Annotated in this window: 12 protein-coding genes; 1 reads left to right on the top strand and 11 read right to left on the bottom strand. The window is 67.6% G+C overall.

Annotated elements, in window-relative coordinates; translation table 11 throughout:
* Positions 1–79 precede the first annotated feature (79 nt).
* Both QM806_RS02345 and QM806_RS02340 read right to left on the bottom strand, forming a co-directional pair.
* Positions 80–706, bottom strand: coding sequence for a response regulator (locus QM806_RS02345; protein ID WP_054245395.1), 627 nt, complete (start codon positions 704–706; stop codon positions 80–82).
* Positions 703–1,905 (bottom strand): sensor histidine kinase, encoded by a 1,203-nt coding sequence (locus tag QM806_RS02340; RefSeq protein WP_054245396.1) that lies wholly within the window; start codon positions 1,903–1,905, stop codon positions 703–705. The genes QM806_RS02345 and QM806_RS02340 overlap by 4 nt, the downstream gene beginning before the upstream one ends.
* A 163-nt stretch (positions 1,906–2,068) precedes the next feature.
* Here QM806_RS02340 and QM806_RS02335 point away from each other — a divergent pair, with 163 nt between their 5' ends.
* Positions 2,069–2,653 (top strand): GlcG/HbpS family heme-binding protein, encoded by a 585-nt coding sequence (locus tag QM806_RS02335; protein WP_065490278.1) that lies wholly within the window; start codon positions 2,069–2,071, stop codon positions 2,651–2,653.
* 110 nt (positions 2,654–2,763) lie between these two features.
* Here QM806_RS02335 and QM806_RS02330 read toward each other — a convergent pair whose 3' ends face one another.
* From QM806_RS02330 to QM806_RS02290, 9 genes are all read right to left on the bottom strand, one after another.
* A complete protein-coding gene (locus QM806_RS02330; RefSeq protein ID WP_005253817.1) occupies positions 2,764–4,401 on the bottom strand; it encodes an AMP-binding protein in 1,638 nt (545 codons plus the stop codon).
* Between the two features lie 161 nt (positions 4,402–4,562).
* Positions 4,563–5,903, bottom strand: coding sequence for an MFS transporter (locus QM806_RS02325; RefSeq protein WP_005253816.1), 1,341 nt, complete (start codon positions 5,901–5,903; stop codon positions 4,563–4,565).
* A 120-nt stretch (positions 5,904–6,023) separates the two neighbouring features.
* Positions 6,024–6,569: a hypothetical protein gene (locus tag QM806_RS02320; RefSeq protein ID WP_005253815.1), complete on the bottom strand. Its 546-nt coding sequence runs from the start codon at positions 6,567–6,569 to the stop codon at positions 6,024–6,026.
* A 78-nt stretch (positions 6,570–6,647) separates the two neighbouring features.
* Positions 6,648–7,415, bottom strand: a complete 768-nt coding sequence (gene eutC, locus QM806_RS02315) for an ethanolamine ammonia-lyase subunit EutC (protein WP_054245398.1) — start codon at positions 7,413–7,415, stop codon at positions 6,648–6,650.
* Entirely contained in the window at positions 7,412–8,824 is a 1,413-nt protein-coding gene (locus QM806_RS02310) for an ethanolamine ammonia-lyase subunit EutB (RefSeq protein WP_054245399.1), read from the bottom strand. Before QM806_RS02310 ends, eutC begins: the two co-directional genes overlap by 4 nt.
* On the bottom strand, positions 8,821–10,275 hold the full coding sequence (gene eat / locus QM806_RS02305) for an ethanolamine permease (protein WP_005572051.1): 1,455 nt from the start codon (positions 10,273–10,275) through the stop codon (positions 8,821–8,823). Before eat ends, QM806_RS02310 begins: the two co-directional genes overlap by 4 nt.
* 154 nt (positions 10,276–10,429) lie before the next feature.
* On the bottom strand, positions 10,430–10,972 hold the full coding sequence (locus QM806_RS02300; RefSeq protein ID WP_005572049.1) for a DUF779 domain-containing protein: 543 nt from the start codon (positions 10,970–10,972) through the stop codon (positions 10,430–10,432).
* Complete coding sequence (adh, locus tag QM806_RS02295; RefSeq protein ID WP_005253809.1) at positions 10,972–12,495, bottom strand: aldehyde dehydrogenase; 1,524 nt, start codon at positions 12,493–12,495, stop codon at positions 10,972–10,974. Before adh ends, QM806_RS02300 begins: the two co-directional genes overlap by 1 nt.
* Positions 12,496–12,570: 75 nt before the next feature.
* Positions 12,571–13,887 (bottom strand): sigma-54-dependent transcriptional regulator family protein, encoded by a 1,317-nt coding sequence (locus QM806_RS02290; protein ID WP_005239497.1) that lies wholly within the window; start codon positions 13,885–13,887, stop codon positions 12,571–12,573.
* Positions 13,888–13,935 lie beyond the last annotated feature (48 nt).

Below are 13,935 nucleotides of genomic sequence, written 5' to 3'. Positions count from 1 at the left end.
CCTGGACACCCGTTCGACAGGGCTTCGGCAAATCGTTGCCAAAAGGTTCATGCGGCGTACCGCTGTGAACCCCCTCGGTTCAGCGAATGCCCTGCCGTCGCAGGGCTACGGACACCGCTGCGGCCCGGGTGTCGACACCGAGCTTCGCGTAGATGTGGGCGAGATGGGTCTTGACCGTCGCCTCGCTGATGAAGAGGGCTTTGCCGAGCTCCTTGTTGGTCATGCCCTTGGCCAGCAGAGTCAGCAGTTCGGCCTCCCGCGGTGTGAGAGCCTCCTCGGGGCGCTGCATCTGCTGCAGTAGTCGCGAGGCGACGGGCGGCGACAGCACACTCTGGCCGGCGGCCGCGCCGCGCACGGCCGCGAAGATCTCCTGGGGCGTCGAATCCTTCAGGAGGTATCCGATGGCACCGGCATCGATGGCGCGCACCACGTCGGCATCCGTGTCGTACGTCGTGAACACCAGCACCGGCAGGTTCCGATCGACCTGCCGGATGCGGCGAATGGCCTCCACCCCGTCGATACCGGTGCCGAGGGCGAGATCCATCGTCACGAGCTGCGGCCGGAATGTGCTCACGGCGTCGACCGCCTCCTCCCCCGTGCCCGCCTCGGCGATCACCTCGATGTCCGGCTGCGAGTCGAGTAGCGCTCGCAGTCCGGCGCGCACGACCACGTGGTCGTCGACCAGCAGCACGGTCACGGTCGTCATGCCGCGGTTCCTCGCGCGCACGGTATCTGAGCGGCCACCACGGTGCCCTCGCCCGGCGCGCTCTCGACGGTGAACGTGCCGCCCAGTTGCTCGACGCGACCGCGCATCGCGCGCAGGCCGTATCCGCCGCGCGCCGAAAGAGTTCCGGCGGGCGCGGGTTCGAAACCGGCGCCGTCGTCGAAGATGTCGAGCACGACGGCGTCCGGAAGATACGTCAACGTGACACCCACGGTCTCGGCGTGCGCGTGCCGGGCAATGTTGGACACGGCGCTCTGGGTGATCCGCAGCAGCGCGTGCGTCACCTCCGCCGGAATCGCGATCGGAGTACCCACGACCCGGAGCTCCGCCCGCGGATGGTGGGTACGCGCGGCAGCGAGCAGTGCCGCGTCGAGCGGCTGGGATTCCAAGTTGGGCGCCGCGAGATGGTGCACGAGACTGCGTGTTTCCGCCAGGTTCTCGCGCAATGTTCCGGTCGCCACGCGGACGTCCTCACGTGCCCGAGCCTCCGTCCGCGGATCTGCCTGCGCCCAGATCTGCTCGGCCGCCTCGAGCCGAAGCAGGCTGCTGGTCAGTCCCTGTGTCACGGTGTCGTGGATCTCGCGGGCCAGTCGTTCGCGTTCGGCGAGCATTCCCGCCTCCCGCTCGGTCTCCGCGAGCCGGGACCGGGTCTCCGCCACCTGGCGGAGCAGTCGCACCCGTTCCCGGCCGTCCCGCTCGATCTGGCTGTACGCCACGACGATCAGCGCTCCGGTACACAGCGGTCCGACCAGCACCGCCCACTCGCTGCGGCCGGAGAAGGTGAAGAACGCCAGCGACGTGAGCACGGCGAGAACCCCGACGACCGGGTACGCGATCCGGCTCGGGTAGGCCCTCGTGCACAGGAAGAACATGGGAAACGCGCACCAGGCGAAACTCGGCGCGAGCCAGACGAGCACCGCCCACGTCGTCAGGACCGGCCACACCCACGGTTCCCATACGCCTTCCCGCCGTGCGACCACGGCGGTGACCGTGTACAACGCGGCGAGCGCGGCAATCAACGCGACCACGACGACGAACTGCTCGCTCACTCCGTGGTAGGTCAGATACCGCGCCGTCGACGTCGCGAGGAGGACGTAGAACGACACATGGATGGCGGTAGCGAGCGGGCCGCGCAGACCCGCGCCGTCCGCCCCGTCCACTCCGTCCACGGGTGTCGTCACGTCGATTGATCCTACGGATCTGCCGTGGGTCGCGGATCAACCGTTCGGATGATCTGCCGGGGCCGGACGGATGAGTTCGGGAGCGCCGTCGGTCCGATGCGGTCACCGGCACCGCCGGGCCAGGCTAGTCAGGTCAGCTCGCCACTTCCCGAAAGGCCTTCCGATGCGCACCTTCCACCGCCTGCCCCGCATTCTGGCGATCACCGTCCCGCTCGCCGCGATCGTCGCCACCTCGGCGTGCGGCACGTCCGCGTCCGACGAGGCCAGTCCGGCGTCCACTCCGGTCGCGACCGCCGCTGCGCCGGTCCCGATCGACGGTGCGGACGGCGTGTTGAGCCAGAACCGTCTCGGTATCGGCACTGCGCAGGCCGCCGCGCAGGCGGCGCTCGCGAAGTGCCAGGCCGACGGGCTCGGCTTCGTCACCGTGTCGGTGGTCGATCGCGCCGGCAACGTGCAGGCCATGTTGCGCGGGGACAACGCGGCTCAGCACACCGTGGAGGCGGCCCGCCAGAAGGCGTACACCGCTGCCGCGTTCGGCGCGAACACCAGTGATCTGAGCGAACGGGCCAAAGGCGACGGCGCGACGGTCGCCGACCTTCCCGGCACGTTGTTCCTCGCCGGCGGGGTGAGCGTGAAGTCGGCCGGCGGGTCGATCGCGGGTATCGGCGTGGGCGGCGCTCCCGACGGAATGCGGGATCAGGCGTGCGCGGCCGCCGGGCTCGACGCGATCGCCGGGGCGCTGGGGTGAAGAGCCGCCCCGTGTCGACGCCCGAACCGGAACGCGCGCTATAGGGACTGAACGAGATTCTCGCGCTCACCCCCGTCGCGACGTTGCTGCGGACCAGGTGACGAGGCGGGTCAGGTGCGCCCGATCAGGTCGAGGGACTGCTCGCGCATCTCGACCTTGCGCACCTTGCCCGTCACGGTCATCGGGAACTCGTCGACGACGTGCACGTACTTGGGGATCTTGTAGTGGGCGAGCTTGCCGGTACAGAATTCGCGCACCTTCGCCGCGTCCAGGGGTTCGGCACCGTCCTTCATCCGCACCCACACCATCAGTTCCTCGCCGTACTTCGCGTCCGGCACCCCGATGACCTGGGCGTCGAGGATATCCGGATGCGTGTACAGGAACTCCTCGATCTCGCGGGGATAGACGTTCTCGCCGCCGCGGATGACCATGTCCTTGATCCGCCCGGTGATCGCGACGTAGCCGTCGGAATCCATCACACCGATGTCGCCGGTGTGCATCCACCGTCCGGCGTCGATTGCTTCCGCGGTCTTCTCCGGGTTGTTCCAGTACCCGAGCATCACCGAGTAGCCCCGGGTACAGAGTTCACCCGGGGTGCCCCGCGGAACGGTCAATCCTGTTGCCGGATCGACGATCTTGACCTCGAGATGCGGACCGACGCGGCCGACCGTCGACACGCGCTGATCGATCGTGTCGTCCGACCGGGTCTGCAGCGACACCGGGGACGTCTCGGTCATGCCGTAACAAATGGAGACCTCGGCCATCCCCATCTGTTCGATGACCTGCTTCATCACCTCCACCGGGCAGGGTGATCCGGCCATGATTCCGGTCCGCAGGCTCGACAGGTCGAACGATGCGAAGTCCGGTTCGGCGAGTTCGGCGATGAACATCGTCGGCACCCCGTACAGCGAGGTGCACTTCTCCGCTTCGACGGCCTGCAGAGTGGCTTTCGGGTCGAAGGAAGGCCCCGGAATGACCATGGTCGCGCCGTGACTCGTGCATGCCAGGTTGCCCATGACCATGCCGAAGCAGTGGTAGAACGGCACCGGGATGCAGACGCGGTCGTTCTCCGTGTAGTGGCACAGCTCGCCGACGAAGTATCCGTTGTTCAGGATATTGTGATGGCTGAGCGTCGCACCCTTGGGGAATCCGGTTGTCCCCGAGGTGTATTGGATATTGATCGGGTCGTCCGAGGACAAGGCCGCCTGCGCGGCGGGCAGCAGGGACGGGTCGGCGGCGTGCGCAGCCATGCCGTCCGACGCCAGCTTGCTCCACTCGGCACTTCCGAGGAGCACCACCCTCTCGAGGTCGGGGCACTGCGGCCGGACCTCCTCGATCATGCCCGCGTAGTCCGAGGACTTGAACTCGGGCGCCGACACCAGCAGACGGATACCGGCTTGATCGAGCACGTACTTCAACTCGTGCGCCCGGTAAGCGGGGTTGATGTTGACGAGCACGGCGCCGATCTTGGCCGTCGCGAACTGGATCAGGGTCCACTCCGGGCAGTTCGGCGCCCAGATCCCCACCCGGTCGCCCTTCCCGATACCCCGCTTCAGCAACCCCACCGCCACGGCGTCGACGTCCCGCCTCAGCTCCGCGTACGTCCACCGCCGCCCCGAGGGCCGGTCGACCAGGGCGTCACGATCGGCGTGGGCTGCCACCGTCCGGTCGAAGTTGTCTCCGATGGTGTCGCCGAGCATCGGGGCGTCCCACACGCCGTTGGTATAGCTGGGAAGCGGGGTTGTCATCACTCTTCCTCTCCAGGAGCCCGTTCGGGCACCTACGGGACGGGCGGACCCGGAGGCCCTTCCGCGGTCGAACTTACTCTTGGTTGATGTGATCCAGGGCATACTGCACGGCGAGGGGCGCCGATATCTGTGCGAAGTCCGGACACCCCTCGCCGGCTCTGTCAGAGCGCGTCGTCTTTCGTTTCCACCAGGGCCTTCGTGCACAGTAGGCTGACCACGCCGAGGACGGCGAGCATGACGCCGATCGCGGCGCTGCCGTACGCGGACGCCAAGGGTGCGGCGATCAGCGGCGGCACGGCGCCGCCGAGCACGCCGGCGAGGTTGTAGCCGAGGCCGGCGCCGGTGTAGCGGTAGCGCGTCTGGAACATTTCCGGAAGCAGAGCCCCGCAGGGGCCGTAGGCGATTCCGAAGATGGCGAGCGTGACCATCACGCCGATCGTGAACGCCACAGGTGAACCCGTGTCGAGCAGCGGGAACAGCGCGAGCGCCCACACGACGGCCAGTCCGCAGGAGATCATGATGACCCGCCGACGCCCGATCCGGTCCGAGTACAGAGCGGAGACGACGATCGTGAGTCCGAAGACTACGGCCGAGGCGATCCCGACCGTCAGCACGAACGGGCGGCTGAACCCGAGGGTCTTGGTGCCGTAGCTGGTGAGAAACGCTGTGCCCATGTAGAAGAACGCGAACAGCGTGGCGAGAGCGCCGGCCGAGAGGAGGATCTCCTTGGTCTGGTACCGCCAGGCGTCCATCAGCGGGAGGGTCCGCGGGGTCGCGTCGGCACGGTCGGCCTGCTGGGCCGCGCGGAACACCGGCGTCTCCTCGATCGCCAGCCGCATGTAGAGGCCGATGCCGACCAGGACGGCACTGAACAGGAAGGGAATCCGCCACCCGTATTCGAGGAAGACCTCGTTGGTGTCGCCGAGCAGGGTGCCGGTGACGAGGAACGTGGCGCTGGAGAGGATGAAGGCCACCGCGGGGCCGAGTTGCGGGAACATCGCGTAGAGGCCGCGCTTGCCCGGGGGTGCGTACTCCGCCGTCAGCAGCGTGGCGCCCGCCCACTCGCCGCCGACCGCGAATCCCTGACCGAAACGCAGCAGCACCAGCAGGATCGGGGCCGCGACCCCGATCGTCTCGGCACCGGGCAGCAGGCCGATCAGGAACGTCGAGACACCCATCAGGATGAGCGTGGAGATCAGAGTCTTCTTACGTCCGATCCGGTCACCGTAGTGGCCGAACAGCATGGCACCCACGGGCCTGGCGACGAACGCGACGGCGAAGGTCGCGAAGGAGGCGACGGTGCCGGCGGTGGAGCCGAGCGCGGGAAAGAACACCGTGGGGAACACCAGGGCTGCGGCGGTGCCGTAGATGAAGAAGTCGTAGAACTCGATGGTCGTGCCGATGCCGCTGGCGACGGCCACCTTGCGGACGCTGGTACCGCCCTGGCGCACCGGTGTGGGGGCGTGGGGGGCGCCCGCACCCGAGTTGGAGACTGTGGTCACTCGATTCCTCCGTGGTCCGTGGGGAACACCCTGGTGGGCGTATCCCGGATGAGAGGAAAAGTAGTGATCCGGCTCACTGTGTCACCACCCCCGGATAGGGGGGTGGTGACGTGTGTCACGTCACTCGGCGGTGCCGGACGCGCCGAGCAGCTCCTTGCGGAGTTCGGTCCACACGGTGGCGTACGAGTCGATCACGGGTTCCGAGATCCACTTCGACTCCCCCGCCGCGACTTTCGCGAGAGCGTCGGCGAACAGGTCCTGGTAGCGGGACAACCGGGGTACGAACGCCGACAGGTCGTCGAACACGACCGACGCCCGGCGGTCCAGGTCGGCCAGCTGATCGGCGTCGGCCGAATCGATCAGTCCGACGAACTCCTCGTGGAACGGCACGAAGCTCTCGTACACCTCCGCGATGGAGTCCTCGTCGATGGACACCCGCTCGGCGTCGAGCTGATCCTCGAGCTCCGAGTGTCCGGCCTCGGTGAGCCCGATCCGGCCGTCCGACACTTCCTGCGCCTTGCCCTGGGTCAGCAGCGCGTCGTAGGCGGCCTGCGCGGACGCGGCGCTCACACCGAGATGCTCGGCCAGAACGGCCGCGCTGACCTGCTCTTTCAACCGGACCGCCTGCAGCAGGGCCAACTCGTCCACATTGCCAGCGAAGGCCATAGATCTCTCCTCGTCACACCCCGTCCAGGGCGGTTCTCCGCAGGTCCGGTCGGACCTGCCGCCCTTTAGATAACACGACTACAGTTCGAGGATCTCCGAGGGGGCTGCGAGCGCATCCGCGCGGGAGGTGTCCTTCAACTCCACTCCGGACCGGCCCAGTTTCCTGGCGCCGGACACGAGACCCGCCACGACGCGGGCTGCGAGTTCGTAGCCGAGCCCCTCGGGTGGGTGGATGTTGGACACGCAGTTCCGGTCCGCGTCGGTGCGTCCGGGACGTGGGAGGTGCGTGAGGTAGACGCCGACACTGTCGGCCACCGACAGTCCGGGCCGCTCCCCGATCAGCAGGACGAGGGTCTGCACGCCCAGTGCCTGCGCGATGTGGTCTCCGAGCGCCACCCGGGCCTGGGTCGCGATCACCGGCGGCGCCAGCGAGTACGTCCCGCCGAACTCGTCGACCAGTGCGGACAGCAGGGACACCCCGTGATCGGTGAGCGCCCGGGGCGACAACCCGTCGGCGAGGACGAATCCCACCTCGGCCGTTCCCGCGGGTACCGCGGACAGGTCTGCCGGTGTGCGGCCCAGGTCGGGCCGCCGCAGGTACTCGCTGCGGTCCGACGCCTGACTCGTGACGACCACGGGCCTGCCCAGGCCCACGGCCTCGACCTGCTCGGCCAGCGCCTCCGCGTCGAGCGGCTGGTGGACGGCGTCCCGTGCGGCGGCGTGCGCCGACCGGAACTCGAGGACGCGCTGCGTGGGCAGGGCGTCACCGGTGCGGCCGAGTCCGATACGCGCCTGCGTCGTGGCCCGCAGTTCCGCCCAGAAGTCTTGCACCACAGGATCGCTCATCGTGCCACCGTCAGCGCCCGCAGCGGCGACGCCGCGGCGTCGACCGGCAGGACCCGTCCCGCGTCGTCGACCATGCCGAGACGGCGCATCCAGTCCTCGAATTCCGGTGCCGGTCTGAGTCCGAGCACCTGACGTGCGTACAGCGCGTCGTGGAACGACAGACTCTGGTACCCGAGCATGACGTCGTCCGCGCCGGGTACCGCGATGACGAAGGCCGCGCCTGCCACCCCGAGCAGGGTGAGCAGCGTGTCCATGTCGTCCTGGTCGGCCTCGGCGTGATTGGTGTAGCAGACGTCGACACCCATCGGCAGGCCCAGGAGCTTTCCGCAGAAGTGATCCTCGAGCCCGGCCCGGATGATCTGCTTGCCGTCGTACAGGTACTCCGGACCGATGAACCCGACCACCGTGTTGATGAGCAGCGGTTCGAGATCACGGGCCACCGCGTACGCCCTGGTCTCGAGGGTCTGCTGGTCGACGGGCCTGCCACCCGTGCCGAGGTGGGCGCCCGCACTGAGCGCCGAACCCTGACCGGTTTCGAGATACATGACGTTGTCGCCGACGGTGCCGCGTTTCAGGGACCGGCCGGCCGCGTTGGCCTCACGGAGCAGCGAAATGTCCACACCGAAACTGGAATTGGCGCCCTGAGTTCCGGCGATGGACTGGAACACGAGGTCGACGGGAACGCCGTCCTCGATCAGGCCCATCGTGGTGGTCACGTGCGACAGCACGCACGACTGCGCCGGAATGTCGAAGCGCTGACGGATGTCGTCGAGCAGGTGGAGCAGTTCCGCCGTGGCGTGCGGCGAATCGGTGGCCGGGTTGATTCCGATCACGGCGTCACCGCAGCCGAGCAGCAGGCCGTCGAGCGTGGCGGCCGCGATTCCACGCGGGTCGTCGGTGGGATGGTTGGGCTGCAGCCGGGTCCCCAGGTGTCCCGGTACGCCGAGCGTCGTCCGGAACCCCGCGGTGACGGTGACGGCCCGCGCGACCGCGATGAGGTCCTGGTTGCGCATGATCTTGCTGACGGCCGCGACCATCTCCGGGGTGAGCCCCGGGGCGACGCGGCGGAACGTCTCGGCCGCACCGTCTCGCGCCGCGACGTCCAGCAGCCAGTCGCGCAGTCCGCCGACGGTGAGATGGGAGATCTCGCCGAACGCGACCCGGTCGTGCGAGTCGATGATGAGCCTCGTGACCTCGTCGTCCTCGTAGGGAACGACGAGTTCGTTCAGAAACGTGCCGAGCGGGACGTCGGCCAGCGCCCACTGCGCGGCGGCGCGTTCGGCGTCGGAGGACGCCGCGCACCCGGCCAGTTCGTCTCCGCTGCGCAGCGGTGTCGCCTTGGCCATGAGGTCGACGAGACCGTCGAACGTGTACCCGGTTCCCGCGACTCCGTGACTGTAGGTGGTCATTCGAGTTCTTCCTCTGCCTTCGCAAGAACAGCAAACTCCTCGTCGGGCGAATTGGCAACGAGGTGATGGCGGCTGTACAGGCCGAAGTACGCCATGAAGGCCGCGAACGCGATCAGCGTCCAGAGTGCGGCGACCGGATCGACGAGGAAGGTGGCGATCACCGCGGCGGCCGCGATGACGAGCGCGAACGACGTGGTGACGATGCCGCCCGGGGTGCGGTACGGGCGCTTCATCTCCGGTTCACGCCTGCGGAGGACGATGTGGCTGACCATCATCAGCACGTAGCTGACGGCCGCGCCGAACACCGCCATGTTCAGCAGCATCGCGCCCTCACCGGTGAGCGACAGCACGAACCCGATGACACCCGGCACGATGAGGGCGAGCGTGGGCGCCTTCCGCGAATTGGTGATCGACAGACTCGTCGGGAGGTAGCCGGCGCGGGACAGCGCGAACGTCTGCCGCGAGTAGGCGTACATGATCGAGAAGAAACTGGCGACGAGGCCGGCCAGACCGATGTAGTTGACGACCTTCGCCGCGGTTCCGTCACCGAGCGCCTCGACCAGCGGATTGCCGGACGTCGACAGGCTCTCGGCACCCAGCGCTCCGGTGGCGAGGAACAGGACAGTTGCCCCCGTGACGATGAGGATGAGCATGCTGATGATGATTCCGCGCGGCACGTTCTTCTCCGGCTCGCGGGCTTCCTCCGCGGCCAGCGGCACGCCTTCGACGGCGAGGAAGAACCAGATGGCGAACGGGACGGCCGCCCAGATTCCGAATGCGCCGAAGGGCAGGAAACTCGACGCGCCCACCGCATCGGTCGCGGCGATGTCGGTGAGGTTGCCCGCGTCGAACAGACCGATCGCGGAGACCGCGAAGATCACGAGACCGACCAGTGCGATCGCCGTGATGACGAACATGGCCTTGAGTGCCTCGCCGGCGCCGGTCAGATGGATTCCGATGAAGATGGCGTAGACCGCCAGGTACACCCACCACCCGTCGGTGATACCGAACAGGTTCAGTGACTCGACGTAGCTGCCGATGAAGGTCGCGATGGCGGCGGGCGCGATCGCGTATTCGATGAGAATGGCCGTGCCGGTGGCGAATCCGCCCCACGGCCCGAGTGCGCGCCGCGCGAACGTGTAACCGCCGCCTGCGGCGGGCAGGGCGGACGACATCTCGGCCATGCCCAGCACCATGGCCAGGTACATGCCCGCGATGACGACACCGGCGATCAGCAGGCCGCCGAATCCGCCCTCGGCCAGTCCGTTGTTCCATCCGGCGTAGTCGCCGGAGATCACGTAGCTGACACCGAGGCCGGCGAGCAGCACCCAGCCCGCCGAACCCTTGCGGAGCGTGCGTTTTTCCAGATAGCTGCTGTCTTCCGAGTGGAAATCGGCAGCATCGTGATGTTGACCGGTTCCGGAATTCTTGGATGGTTCTACGAGTGACATTCCGTCCCCTACGTCGATCCGAATGGTGCCTCGCCCGCACCGCTCGGGGAGCGGAATCGAACGGCCGAGGCCAATGGTGAACGAGTTGTGTACACGTCGTGTCAGCAGAACGTGACCGCGACGTAAAAACCTGGGTCGTAGCGCGCTTCGGGTGCTACGGGACCGGGCGGCGGGCGGGCACGGGACATGCGTCGACGGCTTCGGCGACCACTTGCGGTTCGGGGGACGGCGCGGGCCTCCAGCCCTGCTCCCACTGCTGGCCCACGATGACCTCCTCCGCGGCGAGGCTGGCGTTCTCCTCCGGGGTAAAGGCACGTGCACGACTGAGAAAGCGCATGCCTTCGGGACTTTCCAGGCTGAATCCCGATCCGCGACCGGGCACCACGTCGAGCACCAGCTGAGTGTGCTTCCACGCCTCGAACTGCGAACCGGAGATCCACACGGGCACGGCATCGGCACCCTCGGCCCGGGTGGACGGGGTCTCCCCGACACCGAGACGCAGGTCGAGGACGCCGAGCAGCACGTCGCGGTCGCCGACGATGAATTCACCGTCGGGGTAACACATCGGCGCGGAGCCGTCGCAGCACCCGCCGGACTGATGCATCATCAGCGCCCCGTGGGTACCGCCGAGGCGGCGGAGAAGCTCCACCGCCCCGGCGGTTGCCTTCAGGCGCTGAGGCGCCCGGGCTGCGTCCATCAGAAGAAGCCCTGAGCCTTCTGGGCGTAGCTGACCAGCAGGTTCTTCGTCTGCTGGTAGTGCTCGAGCATCATCAGGTGGTTCTCGCGGCCGATGCCGGACTGCTTGTAGCCACCGAACGCGGCGTGCGCGGGGTACTGGTGGTACGTGTTGGTCCACACGCGGCCGGCCTGGATGTCACGTCCGGCCCGGTAGGCGACGCCACCGTCCCGCGACCACACGCCGGCGCCGAGGCCGTACAGCGTGTCATTGGCGATCTCGATCGCCTGGTCGTAGTCCTTGAACGACGTGACGGAGACGACGGGACCGAAGATCTCCTCCTGGAAGATCCGCATCTTGTTCTGACCGGTGAAGATCGTCGGCTGCACGTAGTAGCCGCCGGACAGATCGCCGCCGAGTTCGGCGCGCTCACCGCCGGTGACGACCTTGGCGCCTTCGCCCTTGCCGATCTCGATGTACGACAGGATCTTCTCGAGCTGATCGTTCGAGGCCTGCGCGCCGATCATCGTGTCGGTGTCGAGCGGGTCGCCCTGGCGGACGGCCTTGGTGCGGATGGCCGCCATCGCGAGGAACTCGTCGAAGATGTCCTCCTGGATCAGCGAACGCGACGGGCAGGTGCACACCTCGCCCTGGTTGAGGGCGAACATGGTGAAGCCCTCGAGCGCCTTGTCCTGGTAGTCGTCGTTGGAGGACAGAACGTCGGAGAAGAAGATGTTGGGGCTCTTGCCACCGAGTTCGAGGGTGACCGGGATCAGGTTCTGCGACGCGTACTGCATGATGAGCCGACCCGTGGTGGTCTCACCGGTGAACGCGATCTTCCGGATCCGCGGGCTCGAGGCGAGCGGCTTGCCCGCCTCCACACCGAAGCCGTTGACGATGTTCAGCACACCGGCGGGCAGCAGGTCGCCGATGACGGAGATCAGGTGCAGGATCGACGCCGGGGTCTGCTCGGCCGGCTTGAGAACGACCGCGTTGCCCGCGGCGAGTGCGGGAGCGAGCTTCCACACGGCCATGAGAATCGGGAAGTTCCAGGGGATGATCTGGCCGACGACGCCGAGCGGCTCGTGGAAGTGGTAGGCGACGGTGTCGGAGTCGATCTCCGACAGTGCACCTTCCTGCGCCCGGATCGCGCCGGCGAAGTAGCGGAAGTGGTCGATGGCCAACGGAATGTCGGCGTTCAGGGTCTCGCGGATCGGCTTGCCGTTGTCCCAGGACTCGGCGAGCGCGATGGACTCGAGGTTCTCCTCGATGCGGTCCGCGATCTTGTTCAGGATGATGGCGCGCTCGGCCACCGACGTCTTACCCCAGGCCGGAGCCGCAGCGTGTGCGGCGTCGAGCGCAAGTTCGATGTCCTCGGACGTCGAACGCGCGACCTCACAGAACGGCTGCCCGGTGACGGGTGTCGGATTCTCGAAGTACTGGCCCTTGACGGGCGCAACCCACTGGCCGCCGATCCAGTTGTCGTAACGCGATTGGAAGGACATGACGGCGTCCGGCGAACCCGGGCGGGCATACACGGTCATCGATAACTCCCTGGTGTCGTGAAACTCGGGTGGAACTGGGTGTGACTCACAACACTAGGGACCGTACCGTTGCAACTACGTTGCGTACTGCTGATCGAACAGATCGATCCTGGACTTGACCTGGGAATACAGGGGCGAACGCGGGTCGAGGCCTGCCAGATACGCCTCCCATGCGGCGACGTCCTCGCGGCCGTGGACGGACGTGGTCCATTTGGCGAGCAACCGTTGATCACCCTCGCGCAGCAGCGCCGCCTGGACGCGTGCCCGCAACTCGTCGCGAAGATCCTCGACCCCGGGCGCCTCCGACCCGGGAAGGACCGGTCCCGAGTAGACGTCGAGGGCGGCGGCGAGCTCGCCGCGATCCAGGGCTCCGCGGACCTGCCGGACGTCCGACGTCAATTCGGCGAGCAGCCGATAGGGCCGCGAACCGAGGTTTGCGGGACCGAAAACCTTACGCAGGCGCGACATCTCGGCACGGATCGTGACGGCGTCGAGTTCGTTCTCGTCGAGCAGCACCGCGAGGCGGTCGGAACTCAGGCCTTCGGGGTGCTCCGCCAGGAGCAGGAGAATCTCCGCGTGCCGCTGCGACAGCGGGATGCGTTCGGGCCCACGAACCAGAGTCGGCCGTCCCGATCCCAGCACCTCCAACCGCAGTACCGTCTCGACGAGCGGGTGCGGTGAACGCAGCTGGTGCAGTCGCAACTCCGCCTCGGCGGCCGCGACGGTCGCCCTGATCAGCGAGAGCACCTCGGGCACCGCCACCCGCGGACCACCGGTGATGTCGATCGCCCCGACGATCAGCCCGGTCGCGGGGTCGTGGACGGGCGCCGCCGAACAACTCCAGTCGTGCACCGAGCGGCTGAAATGCTCGGCACCGAAGATCTGCACACAATGGTCGAGCGCCAGCGCGGTACCCGGGGCGTTGGTGCCGACGGTGTCCTCACTCCAGTCGGCGCCCTCGACGAAGTTCATCTCCAGTGCGCGGTCCTTGGCGGACGAATCGCCCTCGACCCACAGCAGTTGGCCCTTCTCGTCCGTGATGGCCACGAGCAGCCCCGTGTCGGCGGCGTCCTCGACGAGAAGCTTGCGGACCACCGGGCGGATGATCGACATCGGGTGCGACGCCCGGTACGTGGCGAGATCCGCGGCCGCCAGATCGACCGCGCGGGCCGACCCGTCCGGGTTCACTCCCTTGCTGGTGCTGCGCATCCACGAGTCGAGGATGACGGAACGGACGGAATTTCCCTCACCGTCCGGGGCACGACCGGAGGGTGCGTGACGCTCGACGAACAACTGATGCGCCGACGACACCCTGCGTGCCAGCATCGCGACGTCGTCTCCCGGGCGCACGGCGACCCACGGATTGCCCCCTGTGGGCGGTTGACTTTGCATCGAACTCCTCCACGGCGTCTCTGCCTACTGTAACCCGCATCACACGGG

The organism is Rhodococcus sp. IEGM 1351, assembly GCF_030056875.1.
GTDB classification, from domain to species: Bacteria; Actinomycetota; Actinomycetes; order Mycobacteriales; family Mycobacteriaceae; genus Rhodococcus_F; species Rhodococcus_F opacus.
Note: the sequence above shows the minus strand (reverse complement) of the source record. Positions and strands in the feature narration are given on the sequence as shown.

What these genes read in the sequence shown, in the direction of transcription:
- QM806_RS02345 (WP_054245395.1), bottom strand. Translation starts at nt 706, where the DNA reads ATGACGACCGTGACCGTGCTGCTGGTCGACGACCACGTGGTCGTGCGC.
- QM806_RS02335 (WP_065490278.1), top strand. Translation starts at nt 2,069, where the DNA reads ATGCGCACCTTCCACCGCCTGCCCCGCATTCTGGCGATCACCGTCCCG.
- QM806_RS02330 (WP_005253817.1), bottom strand. Translation starts at nt 4,401, where the DNA reads ATGACAACCCCGCTTCCCAGCTATACCAACGGCGTGTGGGACGCCCCG.
- QM806_RS02320 (WP_005253815.1), bottom strand. Translation starts at nt 6,569, where the DNA reads ATGGCCTTCGCTGGCAATGTGGACGAGTTGGCCCTGCTGCAGGCGGTC.
- eutC (WP_054245398.1), bottom strand. Translation starts at nt 7,415, where the DNA reads ATGAGCGATCCTGTGGTGCAAGACTTCTGGGCGGAACTGCGGGCCACG.
- QM806_RS02310 (WP_054245399.1), bottom strand. Translation starts at nt 8,824, where the DNA reads ATGACCACCTACAGTCACGGAGTCGCGGGAACCGGGTACACGTTCGAC.
- eat (WP_005572051.1), bottom strand. Translation starts at nt 10,275, where the DNA reads ATGTCACTCGTAGAACCATCCAAGAATTCCGGAACCGGTCAACATCAC.
- QM806_RS02300 (WP_005572049.1), bottom strand. Translation starts at nt 10,972, where the DNA reads ATGGACGCAGCCCGGGCGCCTCAGCGCCTGAAGGCAACCGCCGGGGCG.
- adh (WP_005253809.1), bottom strand. Translation starts at nt 12,495, where the DNA reads ATGACCGTGTATGCCCGCCCGGGTTCGCCGGACGCCGTCATGTCCTTC.
- QM806_RS02290 (WP_005239497.1), bottom strand. Translation starts at nt 13,887, where the DNA reads ATGCAAAGTCAACCGCCCACAGGGGGCAATCCGTGGGTCGCCGTGCGC.